At 42.7% G+C, this 18,437-nt stretch carries 15 protein-coding genes, 1 tRNA gene and 1 pseudogene; 5 read left to right on the top strand and 12 right to left on the bottom strand.

Features of this window, described 5'->3' with window-relative positions; translation table 11 throughout:
- Nucleotides 1–19: 19 nt before the first annotated feature.
- The 5 genes from pstA to AB0756_RS00065 form a co-directional block, all read right to left on the bottom strand.
- Nucleotides 20–874 carry a phosphate ABC transporter permease PstA gene (gene pstA / locus AB0756_RS00085; protein ID WP_038085682.1) on the bottom strand — a complete coding sequence of 285 codons (855 nt, stop codon included), beginning with the start codon at nt 872–874 and terminating at the stop codon, nt 20–22.
- A complete protein-coding gene (gene pstC, locus AB0756_RS00080) occupies nt 867–1,745 on the bottom strand; it encodes a phosphate ABC transporter permease subunit PstC (protein ID WP_038085685.1) in 879 nt (292 codons plus the stop codon). Before pstC ends, pstA begins: the two co-directional genes overlap by 8 nt.
- Nucleotides 1,702–2,547: a phosphate ABC transporter substrate-binding protein gene (locus tag AB0756_RS00075; RefSeq protein ID WP_237266041.1), complete on the bottom strand. Its 846-nt coding sequence runs from the start codon at nt 2,545–2,547 to the stop codon at nt 1,702–1,704. The genes pstC and AB0756_RS00075 overlap by 44 nt, the downstream gene beginning before the upstream one ends.
- A 12-nt stretch (nt 2,548–2,559) precedes the next feature.
- Complete coding sequence (locus AB0756_RS00070; protein WP_038085687.1) at nt 2,560–2,868, bottom strand: ArsR/SmtB family transcription factor; 309 nt, start codon at nt 2,866–2,868, stop codon at nt 2,560–2,562.
- Nucleotides 2,869–3,087: 219 nt separating this feature from the next.
- Nucleotides 3,088–3,639, bottom strand: coding sequence for a protein-tyrosine phosphatase family protein (locus AB0756_RS00065; RefSeq protein WP_038085690.1), 552 nt, complete (start codon nt 3,637–3,639; stop codon nt 3,088–3,090).
- Nucleotides 3,640–3,927: 288 nt separating this feature from the next.
- On the opposite strand from AB0756_RS00065, the gene AB0756_RS00060 reads away from it, so the two are divergent.
- Nucleotides 3,928–4,914: a PstS family phosphate ABC transporter substrate-binding protein gene (locus tag AB0756_RS00060; protein WP_050045482.1), complete on the top strand. Its 987-nt coding sequence runs from the start codon at nt 3,928–3,930 to the stop codon at nt 4,912–4,914.
- Nucleotides 4,915–4,930: 16 nt separating this feature from the next.
- Here the strand turns inward: AB0756_RS00060 and AB0756_RS00055 are convergent, their stop codons facing one another.
- A complete protein-coding gene (locus AB0756_RS00055; protein WP_038076506.1) occupies nt 4,931–6,049 on the bottom strand; it encodes an ABC transporter permease in 1,119 nt (372 codons plus the stop codon).
- A gap of 79 nt (nt 6,050–6,128) precedes the next feature.
- Nucleotides 6,129–7,004 (bottom strand): Npun_R2479 family HD domain-containing metalloprotein, encoded by an 876-nt coding sequence (locus AB0756_RS00050; RefSeq protein ID WP_050045481.1) that lies wholly within the window; start codon nt 7,002–7,004, stop codon nt 6,129–6,131.
- A gap of 371 nt (nt 7,005–7,375) precedes the next feature.
- Here AB0756_RS00050 and AB0756_RS00045 point away from each other — a divergent pair, with 371 nt between their 5' ends.
- A complete protein-coding gene (locus AB0756_RS00045; protein ID WP_038076507.1) occupies nt 7,376–8,884 on the top strand; it encodes an efflux RND transporter periplasmic adaptor subunit in 1,509 nt (502 codons plus the stop codon).
- A gap of 101 nt (nt 8,885–8,985) precedes the next feature.
- A complete protein-coding gene (locus tag AB0756_RS00040) occupies nt 8,986–12,135 on the top strand; it encodes an efflux RND transporter permease subunit (protein WP_038076510.1) in 3,150 nt (1,049 codons plus the stop codon).
- Between the two features lie 121 nt (nt 12,136–12,256).
- Here AB0756_RS00040 and AB0756_RS00035 read toward each other — a convergent pair whose 3' ends face one another.
- Nucleotides 12,257–12,880: a hypothetical protein gene (locus AB0756_RS00035; RefSeq protein ID WP_038076513.1), complete on the bottom strand. Its 624-nt coding sequence runs from the start codon at nt 12,878–12,880 to the stop codon at nt 12,257–12,259.
- Nucleotides 12,881–13,291: 411 nt separating this feature from the next.
- On the opposite strand from AB0756_RS00035, the gene AB0756_RS00030 reads away from it, so the two are divergent.
- Nucleotides 13,292–13,363: transfer RNA gene (locus AB0756_RS00030), tRNA-Gly, on the top strand.
- Between the two features lie 615 nt (nt 13,364–13,978).
- Here the strand turns inward: AB0756_RS00030 and AB0756_RS00025 are convergent.
- The 3 genes from AB0756_RS00025 to AB0756_RS00015 form a co-directional block, all read right to left on the bottom strand.
- Nucleotides 13,979–15,340 carry a UDP-N-acetylmuramoyl-tripeptide--D-alanyl-D-alanine ligase gene (locus AB0756_RS00025; RefSeq protein WP_038076514.1) on the bottom strand — a complete coding sequence of 454 codons (1,362 nt, stop codon included), beginning with the start codon at nt 15,338–15,340 and terminating at the stop codon, nt 13,979–13,981.
- A 295-nt stretch (nt 15,341–15,635) separates the two neighbouring features.
- Nucleotides 15,636–16,082 (bottom strand): tellurite resistance TerB family protein, encoded by a 447-nt coding sequence (locus AB0756_RS00020; protein ID WP_038076517.1) that lies wholly within the window; start codon nt 16,080–16,082, stop codon nt 15,636–15,638.
- 231 nt (nt 16,083–16,313) lie between these two features.
- Nucleotides 16,314–16,472: a hypothetical protein gene (locus tag AB0756_RS00015; RefSeq protein ID WP_038076519.1), complete on the bottom strand. Its 159-nt coding sequence runs from the start codon at nt 16,470–16,472 to the stop codon at nt 16,314–16,316.
- 771 nt (nt 16,473–17,243) lie between these two features.
- Here AB0756_RS00015 and AB0756_RS00010 point away from each other — a divergent pair.
- Nucleotides 17,244–18,182: an aldose epimerase family protein gene (locus AB0756_RS00010; protein WP_137986193.1), complete on the top strand. Its 939-nt coding sequence runs from the start codon at nt 17,244–17,246 to the stop codon at nt 18,180–18,182.
- Nucleotides 18,183–18,351: 169 nt separating this feature from the next.
- Here the strand turns inward: AB0756_RS00010 and AB0756_RS00005 are convergent.
- Nucleotides 18,352–18,437 (bottom strand): annotated as a pseudogene (locus AB0756_RS00005) (photosystem II protein D1); the annotation flags it as partial.

Raw genomic sequence — 18,437 nt, 5'->3', positions numbered from 1 at the left:
CGGCTTATTGTCGTTCTTTTTATATAGAAAAAAATCTTTTATGCAACCAACGTTCTGCAATCCATGCTGCTGTACCATTAATCAATAGCAATACTAACAGTAATACTAATGCTGAAGCGTAGGCATTAGCATCTCCTCCAGAGATATTCATTGATAAATCAAAAATATGAACCGAAAGAGCACGCCCGGAGTCTAGCAGCGATTCTGGCATCCTATCTACGTATCCACTTGTAAAAATTAGAGCAGCAGTTTCTGCGATCGCCCGACCAATACCAAGCACCAATCCCACAAGCAATCCAGGAACCGCAGCAGGTAACAACAATTGAAATAGAGTGGTCGTGCGGGAGAAGCCAAGGGCTGCGGCTCCCAATCTATATTCATTTGGAACAGCGCGAAATCCTTCTTCTGTAGAACGAATTAAGATTGGTAGCACCATACACGCCAAGGTCAATCCTCCCGACAATATGGAAAACCCCAGCCCTAAAACTTTACAAAAAAAGACATTGCCAAACAATCCAAAGACGATAGAAGGGACCCCAGCCAGTACATCTAAACTACGCCGCACCATAGCACCAAACCAGTTTTGTGTTGGGGTAAACTCGGCTAGCAAAACAGCCGTACCAATACCAATGGGAATGGAAACTGCCATACAAACTCCCATAATCAAGAAAGTAGAAACAAGAATGCTCGCAATTCCCCCCTCTCTACCCGCGTTTTCCGGTTCGGTCGTTAGAAATTTCCACGACACATGCCCCATACCATGCCAAAGAAGATCGCTGAGTATCCAAAAAAACAGAGCAGTCACCAAAACAGCAGTTGTCCAAACAACAATTGCAGGGAGCCAATCTTTGGAGCGTAAAATGGGTTTAGTCATAAATTTTTCCCTGACTGATAACTTCTGCAACAGCAACCAGTAATACAATCGCTCCCATTAGCACCAACCCGCTCACAAACAATGCAGAACGGTGATCCCCTGTAGCGTATGCCATTTCCAAGGCAATATTAGCTGTTAGTGTTCGTATGGGGTCAAACAGACTTTTTGGAACTTGTACGACATTACCGCACACCATTAAAATTGCCATTGTTTCTCCAATCGCACGACCAGTTTCAAGAATTAAACCTGTGAATAATCCCGATCTGGCAGATGGAAATACAACTTTGCGAATGGTAGCCCAACGGGATAATCCCAAGGCTGTAGCTCCTTGAAGGTAAGAGGTTGGGACTTTTGCCAAACTTGCATCAGCAACAAGTGCAATGGTTGGCAGTATCATCACTGTCAGAATAGCAATGCCAGCAATAAGGCTGGGTCCTGGTGGATGTATCTTGCTAATGGAAGGAACGAGCACTACCAGTCCCCAGAAACCATAAACTACAGAAGGAATTCCCGCTAATAGTTCTATTAAGCGGCGATAGAGCTTTGCGACTGCTTTTGGAGCGTAAAATTGGCAAAAAACAGCAGACAAAATTCCAACTGGTGTAGCAATTAGCACAGACCCAAGCATCGCCAAGAGTGTACCCAAAAGCATGGGGAAGAGATTATACAGCCCTACAGTTGGGTTCCAAGAAGAGTCGGTAAAAAATCGAGTGAGCCCTATATGGTTGAGGACTGGTAACGACTCCAAAATCAAAAAGACGATAATTAAAAGTGCGATCGCTCCTGCTATTACGGTGAGGAAGCGGAGTATCCAAACTAACCATAGGTCATTTGGAAACGACAACAAAGTTTTGCTTTTTAACAATGTCACTTACCTGTTGCGATTGTGCGAAATTAATAAATTCTTTTGCCAGTCCTTGAGGTTCAGTTTTGGTTACAAAGTTAAGAGGGCGGGAAATAGGAAAAGTACTATTTTGCACGTTGGCTGTTGTCGCCGTCACACCACCAACAGGTAGCAGTTTAATCGAGCTTCCACCAGCCACGCTATTTTCAGCCGACCCAATAGAAACATAGCCAATTGCATTGGGGTTTCCTGCTACAGTCTTAATTCCCTGCTCGTTATCACCAATGACCACTTGCGCTTTGATATCGGTATTTTTTAGTTTGAAGTAGTGGGTAAACAATTCTAGGGTAGAACGCCCTTCTGCTTTATTCACAACCGCAATCACCCCATCCTTACCTCCCACCTGCTTCCAGTTTGTCAATTTACCAGTGTAAATATTTACGACTTGCGCGTCAGTTAGAGATGACACCGGATTGTCTTTGTGAAGAATTATCGTCACTCCATCACTGGCTATTGGGAATGCTTTTAAATCTTGTTCTTCTGATTTCAAAGCACGGGAAACCATACCAATATCAGCTACTCCCTGACGAGTATCGGAAATACCGCGAGAAGACCCCCCCGATTGGACATCAATTCGTACACCTGGATGTTTGGATTCAAACTGCTTGCCAATTTCTGCTGCTAACGGTGCTACCGTGCTGGAACCAGTCAGTACAAGTTTGTCTTGAACCTTACTTGCTGTTTGGTTTGCTGAAGAACAGCTTTGGAGCCAAACACAGCTCAGCAGCCCCATTCCAACAGAAACCAAAAATTGCGATCTTTTTAGCATAATCAAATCGAACTACAAATTTTCTTGAAAATAGAGAACACAACAACCAAGGTTTAAAGCTTTGCTTGCAGTCAATTCCACTTCTGGAGCCAAGCGGTAAAGAACCGCTTTTCCATCACGCTCTTGCACAACCAACTTTGCCCGACGCAAAACTTGCAAATGATGGGAGAGCAGGCTTTGTTCCAAACCCAAAATTGCGTTCATCTCCCCCACATACCTCGGACTGTTCATGAGGAGTTGTAAAACTGACAGACGGGTGTCATCTCCCAGTATCTTGAGCTTTTCTACACAGTCAATTTGCTTCTTTGTTCTGTTTTTCATATTGTCTCCATACCGTTTGTTTTTCTAGTTTTCAGCTAACAGAACATCTCTTGCAGAGGTATTAGCCAAAAATTAAAAATTGCGATCGCAATTCAAGAACGATTCATATGAATTTTCATTCATTTTTTACATACAAAAGGCTACCTTGATGAATTCTAGTTAATGTGAGGTCTGTCAATCTCACGTTTAATGAATCTTTGGAATACCTGAATTTAATAACTAGTACATATCATTAGCACGACAATTATCTAAAAGTGCGTTCAGTTGTGCTACAACTTTCCAAGGATTGCGACCTTTAAGTAAAGCAACAATTGCCGCTTCATACGGATTTCTTCCCGTCCGCTTTACGGATGCAATTGCCTCTGAGTTGGATAATCCTCGTCTACTCACTAACCAAGCCGCTAGAACATGTCCCGTTCGACCAATCCCGCCAGAACAGTGGACGACGACCTTCTCCCCAAGCTGGTCTGCTGCTGCTAGGAACGGCAGAATCTTTTGGAGCAAGGTTTCACTGTTAACAAGTTGAAAGTCTTCAATCGGTGCCCAACAAACTCGTTCTACCCCAAATACCTGTTGGTAGGTTCCTAAGAGATCTGAGTAACGCGCTAGCTGGAGATCGGGAAGCAAGCAGCAAACCCGTTGTATACCATGACACTTTACAAAGTGAATCCAGTCGGATACGTTTTGGGCAGAATACCCCGGTCTTGAGGCACCAAAAACGATTGGTTCGAGGTCACTTGCAGCCGCAAAGTTATATCTCCTTTTAACCATTTCTTTGAAACTGACTCCAGATAATACCGACAATGTTTAAGGTGCTTTCAATAAACCTCACACTTCTTCGCGATCGCGCTCAATGTTTGAGGTGAGGTCTATTTTGACTTCCTCGAACTTATCTATGTTTACAGTTTCCGTTCCCTCCTATCTCAGTTAATCAGTGCTTGGCAGTCTGATTTCTTAAATTAACAATAATTTATGTTTAACTTTTACTTAACTTATACTAAAGGAGTAAGCTGCTATTTTAGAAGCCATTCTGGCGGTACGAGCGATTCATATATGTCTATGCCCCAAAAGTCCGAAACCACTGTTCTCATTTTGGCTCTGCTTATTACAGTGGGATTAGTAGGAGGTGGTGTTTGGTGGTTCATGAAGCACTCAGGTCTTGATATAGGTGGTTTAGCCAACAATCAATCGCAACCACTAGGGCAGTCCAAAGTTGAAAGTTTTTCCTCCGTACAGAACGTACCATCTGGAGTGTTTAACTACGGTGGTAGCACGAGTTGGGTCTCTATCCGCAAAACAGTAGATCCGGTTATTGAAAACGTATGGCCTCAGTTTCGCTTGCGCTATACCGATCCCGATCGCAGTGCTCCTAGTTCTCAGACAGGTATCCAGATGTTGTTAGACAATCAACTCTCGTTTTCTCAATCTTCTGTTCCGATTCCCAATGAAGCATACGAGCAAGCGCGACAGCGGGGTTTTTCGCTTCAAGAAATACCTGTGGCAATTGATGGCGTTGCGATCGCTGTTAACCCAAGCTTGAATATCAAAGGTTTAACTGTAGCCCAATTTAATGATATTTACGCAGGCAAAATCACCAACTGGAACCAAGTGGGTGGTCCAAACCTAAAAATTATACCCTACGGTAAGAAAGACCGAGATTCTGGGAGTCATATTGTATTTATGCCAACGACAACAGAGGCTTTGCGTCAAGTAGCGGTCAATCCTGGGGGGATTTATTACACCTCTGCGCCCTTGGTAATATCGCAGTGTAACGTTAAGCCTTTGCCAGTGGGTCGTAACTCCAATGAACTCGTTTCTCCTTACAAGCTACCTTTTATTCCCCTGTCTCAATGTCCGCAACAACGCAACCAAGTCAACGTAGAAGCCTTTTTAAGCGGTCAGTATCCCCTAAGTCGGCGATTATTAGTGGTGATTAAACAGAACAATCAGCTTGACCAACAAGCAGGTGAAGCTTATGCTCGCTTACTACTGACCGCTCAAGGACAGGAATTAATTACAAAAGCTGGGTTTGTCAGCATCCGCTAGTGAGTTTGCTCCTGTACTACCGTTGCAAACTACGGGGATCGAGGGCATCCCTCAGCCCATCACCCAGTAAGTTGAAAGACAGCACTGTCAGAATAATTAAAATAGCTGGCGGCCAGATAAGCCAAGGTTGCAAGACTAGAATAGAAGCGTTGGTTGCTAGAGATAACATATTGCCCCAAGAAGGATCTGGCTGCTGAATTCCCAATCCAATCAGACTGAGTACGGCTTCTGCGCCGATGAAACCGGGAATAGCGAGAGTCGCAGAAATAATGATGTAAGTGGCGGTTTGTGGCAGTACGTGACGAAGGATAATGTAAAGCGGTTTGCCTCCCATCGCTTTAGCGGCTTGGACATATTCTCTCTCTTTAATGGAAAGCACTTGTCCGCGTATAACCCGTGCTAATCCTGCCCAACTGATAAAGGAAGTAATGACAATAATCAGTAAGAAGCGCTGGGTGTTAGATATACCCGGTGGTAAGACTGCTCCTAAAGTGACCAAAAGATAAATGCTGGGGAAAGTCATCAGCACTTCAGATAAGCGCATGATAATACTATCTGTCCAGCTACCAAAATATCCAGAGATTCCACCTATAATCAGTCCCAGGGGAAAAGTAAGTAAGACTCCTATAAGACCGATAAACAAGCTGATTCGACCACCAACAAGCAAGCGACTTAATTGATCGCGTCCTTGGTCATCCGTACCGACAAGGTTAAACTTTGCTTCACCATCAGCACCAAATAGATGCCAATTTAACGGAATACCGGGAATGATATCGACTTCTTCCCATTTAGGCGGGAGGGGTAGGCTTAACTGAAATAAACGGTAAGTAGAGCCTTGTACGAAAAGTCTTAAGGGTGAAGGCTTTTTGAAGTTGACAATCAGTTCGCGATCGCCTGTTTCTAAATTGGTTTCGCCCTGAGTTGTGGGATAAACGTGAGGACCAATAAATTGTTTTGATTCTTGAGAAACCCAATAAACGCGAGTTGGTGGCAGTAGAGAACCGTTTGGTTGAGAGGCATAGGGGTCATAAGGGGCGACAAAGTCAGCTGCAATGACCAGTGTGTAGAAAATCAAGAGCACAATTGCCCCAAATTTTGCTAAAGGATTTTTTTTAAGTCTGTGCCACCAATTCATAGGAATTATGAATTATAAATTATGAATTATGAAATTATATAGTAATATTCATAATTCAGCATTCTTAATTCATAATTCCTTATGCACGCAGTTTCTCCATCAGCAAGAGGTTATCTTCTTGAGATTTTTCGTGTTCTACAACGAACACGTTAGAGTAAAGATTGGCAATAATTTGTTTGCCTTGTTGGGTGAGAGAAAGGTAACGTAACGCATCGTGAATGTATTGATAGACGACATTCCAATAAAACTTGGCGTAGTTTTTGCGTAAGTCAGCCGGGTTTTGATAACCCAATACCTTATTCATCCCAGTCTCTTCAAACTCATAAAATAAGGAAGTAATCTTTTTTAAATAACGGGGGTCGCTTAACTGACCGATTAAATCAGCCGCACGCACCAACCCTGCAAAGCTATGCGTATCTTGGTGGTCATCGACAGCTGGTACTGGGAAGCGAGTTAATTCAATATTTCTCTTAATTACCTCAGAATCGATCAGTTTATGACCGCCAAAACGTTCATCTATAAAGAGTTTAGCTCTATCAACGTGATAAGGCGTGAGGCTGGCATCAGACGCACCTGGTGACAGACTAATCATTTTTCCGTCTTTACCCGTACCATACAACCCTTCTTCTTCTCGGTCTTGACGGCATACCCCTTTCACATAACCAATGTCATGGCAAAGTAAGGAAATAATAAAATGCAACCAGTCTTCACTGGAAACCCCCCCTTCACGTATATGTTTCCCACGCAAAATTTCTTGCCCAACTAAAGTGACTAAGATGGAATGTTCTACGTTATGATACAAAGCATCACTGTTGGCAATATTTTCCAAAGCCATGTTACCTGCCCAAGCTATGATATCTTGGTAATCATGCTTGTAACAGCCATAGGTACGAGTGTATCCTTCACGAATTTGCTGGACAAAATTATCTATTAAAATCTCAGTTGCATTAAACATAGTAATAACTCAAGTGATAAGATTTTTTTATCGATTCTCTTAATTTTTCATAATTAGATGATAAATCCGGAGTAGACAAGTATCCCCTTGAACGCTTTTATGGAACAGATTCCCTGGTGACTTGGCAAACAACCAATTCACTAGTAAATCTTTCTGACTTTAGCACAGCAATAAAGCAGTGACCAGTGACCCGACGGCTTACTGTTTACCAGCCACTGCTAAAGATATGACTTTTGTCATGGGTATATTCCGGGGAATCACACAACCGGAAGCAGGAGAAATACGTCATATTTAATGTACAGCAATCATTTTTAAACTTTCTTAAGCAAAGCTGCTTATCGAGGTTTGCTAGAAAGCGGAGGCATCATACTGTGGGTGAAGAGAGTTTATCGAAACTAGAACTAGAAGAGTCAGTGGTGGTAAAAGACGCCATTAGGGAAGAGGAAATAACGGTTCCAAAGCAAGGTAACCCTTGGCTAATACCGTTGTTAGTAGGTACGGGTCTGGGTGTTGCTCTCTCCTTTGGAGGAATGCGCCTTTTCAGTAATCTTTCGGTGAACCAACAACCAGTTGCAACTAAATCGGTGGCAATAGCACCAAACATGACTGTCACTGTTGCACTAGTGGAAACAACCCGTGTTGCTCGTACATTGTATGCAACGGGAAGTGTAGCAGCACGCGATCTAACTCCAGTTTTACCCCAAGCAAATGGTTTGCAAATCAAACAAATTCTTGTGAAGGAAGGAGAAAAAGTCAAAGTCGGTCAAGTGATGGCTATCTTAGACGATTCTCTTCTTAAAGACCAAATTCGGCAAGCACAAGCGGAAGTAGAGGCAAAACAGGCGGATGTTGCTTCCAAACAAGCTGATTTGATATCGAAACAAGCAGCAGTATCATCGAGCGAAGCAGTTGTTGCTTCCAATCAAGCAATTGTCCAGCAAAAATTAGCTGACTTAGCTCAAGCTAAAGCAAAATTGAGAGAAGCACAACTCAATTTCGATCGCAATCAAAAATTATCGAATGAAGGAGCAATTAGCCTCCAACAATTTGATACTGCTACAACAAATTTGGCAACGGCAAGAGAGGCAGTACGCCTTGCAGAAGCCAATATAAAAAGCGCTCAAGCCAATGTTAAGAACGCTCAAGCGAACATTGGCGGTGCATTGGCAGGTGTCAATATTGCTCGAGCTAATATTAATAGCGCCCAAGCGAATGTCAGGAGTAGTGCGGCTAAAATAGGACAACTCAAAACTCAACTCGGACAAACTGTGGTTCGCGCCCCTGTCTCAGGAGTTGTGGCAGAAAAATTGGCACGAGTTGGAGATGTGACAGGCGTACCGCCACAAACTCAAGTTGGAACTGTAGTTGGTGGAACACAAAAATTGTTCTCAATTATTCAAGATGGCGAGTTGGAGTTACTTGCACGAGTCCCAGAAATTCAATTGCCACAAGTCCGAATTGATGCACCCGTGCAAGTCACTTCCGCTTTGGATAGTCGGGTGAAATTGGAAGGAAAAGTGAGAGAAATAGAACCTGTTGTCAATCAGCAAAGGCGCGAAGCAACGGTAAAAATTAATTTACCTGCTACGACTTCTTTGAAACCAGGTATGTTTGCTCGTGCTGCTATTACTAGCACAACAACAACAGGTATTGGTGTACCGCAAAAAGCCGTATTACCACAATCTGATGGCAGTGTCATCGTATTCATGCTATCGGGTGAAGACACCGTTCGCGCCCAAAAAGTAGAACTAGGAGAGGTTCTTATTGGTGGCAGAGTGGAAGTTAAAAAAGGATTGCAACGTGGCGATCGCATCGTTGTTCAAGGTGCTGGTTATCTCAAAGATGGTGACAAAGTACGAGTCGTTAATGCTGATAGTTAATTTCTCACTCATAAATAAATGGGCCTAAGGCATTGCATAACAGCTGTACGGGCGCAAGGTCGCCGCGCCCCCACTAACAACCTACTACTCACAAAACTTCCATGTCTTTCAATGTTTCAGCTTGGTCGATAAAAAAGCCAGTTCCAACAATAGTATTATTCTTGATTTTGACGATAGTGGGTTGGTTTTCTTTCCAATCTTTAGGGATTGATACTAACCCTAATATTGATGTTCCAACAGTACAGGTAAAAGTCACGCAACCGGGGGCGGGACCTGCGGAATTGGAATTTCAAGTTACTAAAAAAATTGAAGACGCTGTGGCGGGGCTGGGTAACATTGACGAATTGCGATCGACAGTCACCGATGGCGTTTCTACAACGACCATTAATTTTGTGTTGGGGACAAACACAGACCGCGCTACAAATGATGTTCGCAATGCTGTCTCCCAAATTCGTCAAAACCTTCCCCAAGACATTAATGACCCTATCGTGCAACGCGTAGACTTTGCTGGGGGTGCTATTCTAACCTATGCAGTCAGATCTGATAAGCGTTCTGTAGAGGAATTAAGCAATCTGGTTGACCAAACTATCAGCCGTGCGTTGCTAGCGGTGCGAGGGGTAGCACAAGTGAATCGGATAGGTGGAGTGAACCGAGAAATTCGGATTAACTTAGATCCGGCTCGCTTGCAATCTTTAGGTATTACTGCTACTCAAGTCAACGAGCAGATCCGGGCTTTTAACATTAACTTACCAGGTGGGCGTGCAGAACTCGGTGGTAGCGAACAAAATATTCGTACTCTCGGTAGTGCTGCTAGCGTACAAGTTTTACGAAACTACGAAATTGTTTTACCTGGAGGTGGTTCTGTACCTTTGTCTAGCTTGGGAACGGTAGAAGATAGCTACGGTGATGTGCGACAATCTGCAAGCTTGAATAACAAACCTGTGGTTGCGTTCCAAGTCCTGCGAAGTACGGGTAGTGTTATGGTGACAGTGGAAGAAGGTGTCAAAGCATCTGTCGAAAAACTGCAAAAGACCCTTCCCCCTGATGTTAAGTTGGACTTAATTTTTACAAGGGCTGCTTTTGTTAGGGACTCTTACCAAAGTACAATTGATGAATTAATCCAAGCTTCAATACTGGCAGTCATTGTTATCATGGCATTTTTACGTGACTGGCGAGCAACATTAATTACGGCTGTAGCATTGCCACTCTCCATGATTCCGACCTTTGCCGTGCAGTATGCTTTGGGTTATACTCTTAACAACATGACCTTACTGGCACTTGCCCTAGCAGTGGGTAACCTAGTAGATGATGCTGTCGTAGAAATTGAAAACATGGAACGGCACATGTCAATGGGTAAGTCAGCAAGGCAAGCAGCTTTTGACTCATCTGATGAAGTGGGTTTGGCTGTGATAGCAAGTGCAGCAACAATTATTGCCGTATTTCTACCTGTTGCTTTTATGGGTGGTATTCCCGGTCAATTTTTCCAACCCTTTGGTCTGACTGTTGCTGTTTCTACCATCTTCTCAACTTTGGTAGCCAGGATGATTACGCCAATGATGGGGGCGTATTTGATGAAGGATAAGCATCCGAACAGAGAAGGTGAGAATGGCAAGTTCTCCCATTCCCCCACTCCACACCTTTCCTCCTCCCGTCAGCGTTTCCGACCCTACAAATCCCTGCTCAGATTCGCATTGCGTCACAGGTTAACTACGATGGGGATTGCGATCGCATTCTTCATTGCTAGTTTGATGCTTGTTCCTCTCATTCCCAAGGGATTGGTGGATGGTGGTGATATAGGAATTTCTATTATCTCCGCAGAACTCCCCCCCGGTTCTTCTTTGGAAGATAGCAAACAGGTCGCAACCCAAATCACCAACCTTGTTAAGGACAATCCCAATGTTTTGAGTGTGCTGTCTGTAGAAGATATAAATACTGCAACACTTACACTTCGGTTGAAGCCTAAAGAAGAAGGGCGAAAAGTTTCTCAAGTAGAGTTTGAGAAATCCGTGCGTCCTCTGCTAGAACAAGTTCCGGGTGCAAGAATTGGTTTCCAAAGTGCTGGTTCTGTTGGTGGTCGCAAGGATTTAACTTTACTCTTACGCAGTGAAAATCCCGAAGCCTTAATCCAAGCCGCAAATGCGATCGAAAAACAAATGCGGGGAATACCGGGATTGGTAGAGATATCTTCGAGTGCAAGTTTGGTGAAACCAGAGATTTTGGTTGTTCCCGATCCGCAACGGGCGGCTGATTTAGGAGTCTCGGTGCAATCTATTGCCCGCACTGCATCTCTTGCTACGATTGGAGATAATGATGCTAGCTTGGCAAAATACAATTTACCCGATCGCCAAATCCCCATCCGCATCCAAATTGACCCCAAAGCCCGTGAGGATCTCACGACTCTCAAAAATCTTCAAGTTCCCACTTCTAACGGAGGTGTCGTTCCCTTAGTGGCGGTTGCAGATATCCGCTTTGGCAGCGGACCCGCAAGTATAAACCGTTTCGATCGCACCCGTCAAGTTTCTTTAGAAGCGAACTTAGAAGGAATTTCCTTGGGAGATGGTTTGAAAGCAGTCAATCAACTACCTGCTATGCAGAAGCTACCTCCAGGAGTCACGTTGCAAAACTCTGGTGATGCCAAAATTATGTCTGACATCTTCGGTCGTTTTGGCGGTGCATTGGGGCTTGCTTTAATGTGTATCTATGCAATTCTCGTTTTGTTGTATAATAACTTCCTCCACCCCATAACAATTATGGCTGCGTTACCTTTCTGTTTGGGTGGCGCGTTGGTAGGTTTGATGCTCGCACAAAAAGCCTTGGGAATCTATGCTTTGATTGGTATTGTGTTGTTGATGGGGATTGTCACAAAAAATTCAATTCTATTAGTTGACTACACGATTATCAACATGGAGGAAGGAAAAACCCAACGTCAAGCACTGATAGAAGCAGGAGTATCCCGTTTGCGCCCAATTATGATGACTTCACTAGCAACCATCGCAGGTACTGTTCCCCTAGCATTGGGAATTGGTGCTGGTGCAGAAGTCCGTCAATCAATGGGTGTTGCTATCTTGGGAGGTTTTACCACTTCTACTTTGCTAACCTTGGTAGTCGTACCCGTGTTGTTCTCATATATTGATGATTTCCAAAACTGGATGCTGAATATAGTTAAACACGGTTTTGGGATGAAGAAAAAGCAACGGCGAAATGTTGCTGAAGGGAACAACGTGGTAAGGGATTTGCCGCCTGCTAACTGAAATGAGATATTTTGCTTCGGCTTAGATCTCTAACTTCCGTAAGGGTCTTGTTGGCAAATTAATGAATCAGAACGAGCAACTTTTTCCCAGGTTCCGCCTGGGAAAGTCCTTTGCAATTTCATTATTCAATAATTCCAATCAATATTTGCATTAAAACATCTAAATCATCAGGCACGCGATACAAACTAATGTCCTGAGTAATATGGAGATGTTGTTGTTCTAATAAACCAAAACGCCAAGTATCACCTACTGTAACTGCACCATAAAGAATATCTTGTTCTTCTGCTATTGCCAAAGCAATTAACTCTGCTGATAGTTGAGTAAAACCTCTTGATAAATCGTCGTTTTTAGCTTCAACTACCAGAAAACTTTTACCTCTTTCATCTGCGTTCATATTTCGCAGTAAATAATCTAGATTACCTTTGAGTCGAGAATTTACCTGGAGAGGATATTCTAAACGCATTTGACACTTACAAAAACGCGCTAGTTCCGAAAGTACTGGTGCTACCATAATTTCTCGACGTGCAGTTTCGCTCGATAAAGTAACTAGTGGTAACAACTCCTCAATTTGCTGACGTAATTCAGGTAAACGTTGTGGTATGCGTTGAGAAGAAGGTAAAGTAATACGCGCTCGTGAAAAGCTATAACCTAATTCAGCTAAAATATCTTCTGTTTCATAAGGTAACTCGAAGTAAGAACGAAAAGTGTAACTAGTTCCTTCTTGTAAAATTTTTGGTTTAGACATAACAAATCCGACATCCAGCTAATAAGAAAGCGTCCTAACTGTTTTACACAGTAGAGCCAACTTAGCTTAATTATAAGTATATTGATTCGTTTTCTCCTTGGTCAAATTCAGCCTGTGCCTCACGTCTAAAGACAATGAGCTTCTTCATTGACGCAACTTTTTAACATAACTTTACATTGTGTCCCATTTTGCATTCGCTACTTTTACCCGTGTAGCGAACAAAAAATACTGAGAAGTTAAATTCGTTTTTCTTATATCAATTTATGATAAATGTGGCAAGATGACAAAAGTTCAAGCCCTGTATCAAGCACAACTAAAATTATTGATATCTTGTAAAGAAGTTTACCACACGCTAGCCGAGATTAAAAAATTGTGCTACAATACTAAATTAAATAACAATACTAACTATTTGCGGGTGTAATTCAGTGGTAGAATGTCACCTTCCCAAGGTGAACGTCGTGGGTTCGAGTCCCATCGCCCGCTTTTAATATTTGTTCTAGAGCGACAAATAATTCGTCGTCACGGACAAATAATTTGTCGCTCTACACGTCTGCTAATTTTCTTCATAAGAAAGTTGTTTCAGTTAATAAAGCGCACAGATTTGGCTACCTTAAGAAATAGTCTGTTTTCCGCACAATATATTTCCCAAAACAAATATAACAGCAGTTTTTCAATACGTTTTTAACCCGATATAAACTTATTTAAAATTTACATAAAAGACAAGTTTTAATAAACAACATATTGCTTCATTGTGACGAAACCATGGCGACATCAACACATAAATTACTCAGTGCTACGTAGAAAATTTATTAAATATTAAAACTGACGCAAAGCCCCTCTTAAAAAGTATGGCTGTTTCATTCCCTATAAGGACTGAATTTACAAGCGTATGAACCAAAAAAATCAGGTAGTTCAAAAATTTTGTTTGCTCATGAGAAGAGCGATGCCTTCGGCAAGCTGCGCTAACGCACTTAAATTTAGTGATTGAATTTGTCATTTTTCGCTCACCGACTGCCGAAAATTTCTGGCTAATACTCTTGACAAAATCCTTAAGAGAGTGAATGAAACAGCCCTGCCCTTAAAAAGGGGGGTCATTGGTCATTGGTCACTGTTAAACTCTGTCCGGAACTGACTGACAACTTTATCTAATCCTATGGAGTGTGCTGCTTTAAAAAGAATTCGATCGCCCTCTTGTACAAATGTCTTTAACCTATCGACCAACTCTCCGTGAGTTGAAAAGCATTCACAGGGTACGCCTTCTGCACTTTCAGCTATAGCTTGGGCATCATTTCCATCCACCAAAACTAACAAAGCGTCTAGGTTTAATTTTCGCACTGTTTCTCCTACTTTTTGGTGAATGTGATGCGATCGCTCTCCCAATTCTTTCATTGCACCAAGTACGGCTATCCGTCGATGACCGGGTGTTTCTGCTAGTAAGTTTAATGCTGCTTGCATTGCTTCTGGTGCAGCATTATAGGTTTCGTCTAAAATAACCACATCATTGGATAAAGTAAAACGCTGCGATCGTCCTCCTGGCATTTCGACCATCACACCCAATTCTAAAAACGACCAATCTATATCCAGCACTTGCGCGACTGCTAAAGCTGCTAGAAAGTTGGTTGCATTGTGGCGTCCGGGTAAAGGTAAGGGTAACTGTATCCCACCAACTTCAATGGTTTCACTATCAACGAGTCTGCCTTGGATATCACCACCCGACAAACCGTAGGTTAAAACTTTTCCCTGCCACACTTTCGCTGCTGTTTCAATTAATAACGGACAATCATGGTTGAGAATTGCTACACTATCTTTAGGCATTTCTGCAAGCAACTCACATTTTGCTCGAGCGATCGCTTCCTCTGAACCCAAAAGCTCAATGTGTGCCGTGCCAACGTTAGTAATCACTCCGATAGTGGGATTCGCTATGTGAGTGAGTTCGGCTATTTGTCCTGTTCCGCGCATCGCCATTTCAATGACTGCAAAATCGTGTTCCGGAGCCAATTGCAGCAGAGTTTTTGGCACTCCAATTTCATTGTTGTAATTGCCATAGGTTTTCAGGGCTTTTCCTTTTGTCGCCAAAACAGCAGCAATAAGTTCCTTAGTAGTGGTTTTACCTACAGAACCCGTGACCCCAATAACTGGAATCTGAAACTGCTCCCGCCACCATCTACCAATTTTCTGATAAGCTAAGAGCGTATCGTTGACTTGCAAGATAGGAAATTCAGCATTCTCATATTCAAAATCGACAACAGCCGCCAAAGCACCCTTGTCTATTGCCTTTTGAATAAATTCATGTCCGTCAAATTTTTCACCGCGTAAAGCTACAAATATTTCACCAGGCTTGATAATACGGCTGTCTGTTTGTATACCGATGCTCGATTTTGCTAGCTCATTTTCAGATAAATTGGCCGAGCGGGCAGAAAGAATTTTAACTAGTTGGCTGAGAGTGATAGAAAAAGACATATTTTCTAAATTTTAATCTTCGTGACTTCACTTAGGGCGTACCCCGCCCATAAGTAGGACAAGATTCCTTAAATGTTAATACTGTTCTAAGTTTTCCGGAACAGCCCGGAAATTTTAACAGCGATCGCATGACTCTCTGACCAGCCATGTATGTAGAGCCAAAAGAGATAAAACTCCTTTGGCAAGCCTAATGTATAAAAATCTCTTGAACTGAGTCTATATGAGTTTTGGCTGTTATGAAAATCTCTCTTCCCGATTTCCGCTCCCTATTCTCTATTTTCAAAATAGAAAAGCATTAGCCCCTGTTTTTAATTACCATCACTTCCACAATTTGGGTAGCAATGTTACGAGAAATATCCAAAGCATGACACAAGTCGTTCAAGAAATCCTGCTCTTCTCGAGTCACGATACCGTCAGCTAGCACCAAATCCGAAGCGACTGCGAAAGCTGCTTCCCTCAAGTCGTAAGGTAAAGATTCCTTTGCTAAGTTAAACAAAGCGTCTAAACCGTCTCTTCTTAGAATACCAAGAAGCTTGTCGAACATTCTGTTGATGACATCATTGGAATAACTTCTGAAGAGCTTCATCCGAGACAGCGTAGCAGAAATACTACGAGCCTCCTCATCAGAAAGATATCCGTCTGAGGCAGTTGCAGCCAAGGTGATAGCAGCAAATGCTTCTGCTGGCGTAAGGATGTCGTAGACTTGGCTGTGTGCGCCAAACACTTTGTCAAATAGACCCATTGTTGTTTACTCCCTAATTGGTGTCTCATCAGCAGTGCCTCTACCCGTGCTTGGATCGCTGTTGGTGGATAGTGCAGCGCTATGAGACTCTTATGCTTTAGTGTTCCCAAGATTTTTCACAAACGAACACTTCTGCTTTATGGTTCTTGACAAAAAACACACTTTTCGCTAAAGGGAGTAAAACTTCTGGTATACGTAAAATTTATTAGTATCAAATTAGGTAAGTAGATCCTAATTCAATCGCTTTGTGTCTACCCGATCGCCCGATTTTTCAATGGTTTCGATGATTGCCAAACCTATGCCAGAAACAGCAATAAGTAAGAAAACCGAAGCCAGGAAGGCGTTTACAAGTATCCGAAGGGCATCGTCGAAGAAAATGTAGCTGCTCATTGTCCGATCTTTTTAACTCAATGGTGCTAGTACTTACAGATTTCTTCACACCTTGATAAGCGTTTTTCGTGATGAAATACTAGCATAAGCATCTTAACAAAACTTTAGCTCTTTCATAACGATGTTTATACTTTTTCTTGTTCGTGCTTGGCTCGATTTTTGTTACCAGAGTTTGGGGTAAGTAAAAAGCTTGTCTTGCAGTTTCCTGTATTTTTACTGAGCTTCATCTTAAACCTTCTAGTACTTTTAGATAATCATTATTACATCTAGAAAAGAAGCAACTAGCTAAAGGTAGTTGTTATCACTTGTATCTATAAGTCAAATGATAGATAACACCTCTTCTACCTTTTGACAGATGAGTCTGGTATTAGTATGGTTTCACCTTGGCAAACTCCTCTCCCGCAGTATGAGTACGCAACGAGCCGCGTCGTTGTCTACTTTTACAGCAGCAGATTGTGCTTGTGGACTCCAATTATGTTTTCCCCCTTGGTAGAAGCTATCTCGCTTTACCATAAGGGATGCCTCTATGGGTTAGAATTTTTCATCTTTCCTGCTGATTTAAATCCTTTGGTTTTCCCGAGCAATTTACTCAATGAGACTCAACTTTTTAGATCGAAGAACTGTTTTGCTAAGCCTTATGAGCTATGTTCTTTGCCTATTCCCTAGAAAAGTTATGCCGAGTTTGATAAGTTGGCTTGTGCAGTAGAATCCGAGGTTAATTCCTACGATAGAAGCACGTATTTCCGCGCAATTGTAGAATTTCTGAGTTGATTGGCAATAAAACCGCGATCGCGCTTTCCAGGAATGACAATTACCCTGAAAAATTCTGAAATTCAACTTTCCATTAGACCAGACCTTGGCGGTCGCATCGACCAGTTGCAAGATTTGAAAACAGGACACGAGTGGCTGTGGCATCCTTCAGATTACGATCCACAGCTATCCCGCAACCTTGAAGTGGGTGCATCTTTTGATGGCAATTGGACTGGTGGTTGGGATGAAATTTTTCCCAATGATGCGGCGGGTGTTTTCCAGAATCGGCACTTGGTCGATCACGGTGAATTGTGGTCGCAAGCTTGGGAATTGTTGGAAAAGTCTGATTTAAGTGTCAAGATGGCACTTGCTTGTCAAACAGTACCAGTGCAGGTAGAAAAAACCATTACTCTTGATGAAAAGCAAGCAAAAGCGACTATAAAGTATTTGTTTAAAAATCAGTCGGAAGAAACCATTCCGTTTTTATTTAAGCAACATACAGCTGTAGCTATTGAAGAAGGAGATGAAGTTCTCCTTCCAGACTGCACTATTGAGCCTGCTGTTCTGGAATTCAGTAAAATTATTGGTCGCCAGGAAAAAACTCCCTTTCCCAAAGCTTTTGCAGCCGATGGCAGTGAAGTCAACGTACAGCGTATTCCACCGCGATCGTCACAACTACAGGAATTTTATTATAGTTCTCAGTTGGCTGTAGGGCAATGCGGAATTCGCAATCAGCGCTCGGCTTCTACTTTGCTCATGAGTTTTGATACTGCTGATTTTCCATATGTTTGGGTGTTTGCTAGTTTTGGCGGTTGGCAGAATCATTACGTACTCGTGCTAGAACCTTGTACCAATATTCCTTACGATCTGGAAATCGCTTGTCGTAATGGAACTTCGGCGCTACTACCTCCCCACTCATCACAACTCCGGAGTTTAACTGTTGAGTTACAGCGTTTGTAAGTTCGATAATCTCTCAATTTCTCGTTTCCAAGCTCAGCCTGAAAATGAGGAGATTATCCGACGCCAACAGCATCCTAATAGGAGAAATACAAGATCAAAAAGCGCCCCTCTCATGAGGAGCGCTTTTTCTCTTCTGAAGACGCGGTGAACCGCGCCTCTGAATTAATGATTAACCGTTGATAGCAGGAGCGCTGATTGCGACAGGAGCAACTTCAGTTGCAGCCAAGTCGAGAGGGAAGTTGTGAGCGTTGCGCT

The organism is Tolypothrix campylonemoides VB511288_2 (assembly GCF_045999855.1).
Taxonomy (GTDB): Bacteria; Cyanobacteriota; Cyanobacteriia; order Cyanobacteriales; family Nostocaceae; genus Scytonema; species Scytonema bouteillei_A.
This window is presented reverse-complemented; position numbering and strand designations above follow the sequence as displayed.

What these genes read in the sequence shown, in the direction of transcription:
- AB0756_RS00040 (WP_038076510.1), top strand. Translation starts at nt 8,986, where the DNA reads ATGTCTTTCAATGTTTCAGCTTGGTCGATAAAAAAGCCAGTTCCAACA.
- AB0756_RS00025 (WP_038076514.1), bottom strand. Translation starts at nt 15,340, where the DNA reads ATGTCTTTTTCTATCACTCTCAGCCAACTAGTTAAAATTCTTTCTGCC.
- AB0756_RS00055 (WP_038076506.1), bottom strand. Translation starts at nt 6,049, where the DNA reads ATGAATTGGTGGCACAGACTTAAAAAAAATCCTTTAGCAAAATTTGGG.
- AB0756_RS00035 (WP_038076513.1), bottom strand. Translation starts at nt 12,880, where the DNA reads ATGTCTAAACCAAAAATTTTACAAGAAGGAACTAGTTACACTTTTCGT.
- AB0756_RS00070 (WP_038085687.1), bottom strand. Translation starts at nt 2,868, where the DNA reads ATGAAAAACAGAACAAAGAAGCAAATTGACTGTGTAGAAAAGCTCAAG.
- AB0756_RS00015 (WP_038076519.1), bottom strand. Translation starts at nt 16,472, where the DNA reads ATGAGCAGCTACATTTTCTTCGACGATGCCCTTCGGATACTTGTAAAC.
- AB0756_RS00050 (WP_050045481.1), bottom strand. Translation starts at nt 7,004, where the DNA reads ATGTTTAATGCAACTGAGATTTTAATAGATAATTTTGTCCAGCAAATT.
- AB0756_RS00020 (WP_038076517.1), bottom strand. Translation starts at nt 16,082, where the DNA reads ATGGGTCTATTTGACAAAGTGTTTGGCGCACACAGCCAAGTCTACGAC.
- pstA (WP_038085682.1), bottom strand. Translation starts at nt 874, where the DNA reads ATGACTAAACCCATTTTACGCTCCAAAGATTGGCTCCCTGCAATTGTT.
- AB0756_RS00065 (WP_038085690.1), bottom strand. Translation starts at nt 3,639, where the DNA reads ATGGTTAAAAGGAGATATAACTTTGCGGCTGCAAGTGACCTCGAACCA.
- AB0756_RS00060 (WP_050045482.1), top strand. Translation starts at nt 3,928, where the DNA reads ATGCCCCAAAAGTCCGAAACCACTGTTCTCATTTTGGCTCTGCTTATT.
- AB0756_RS00075 (WP_237266041.1), bottom strand. Translation starts at nt 2,547, where the DNA reads ATGCTAAAAAGATCGCAATTTTTGGTTTCTGTTGGAATGGGGCTGCTG.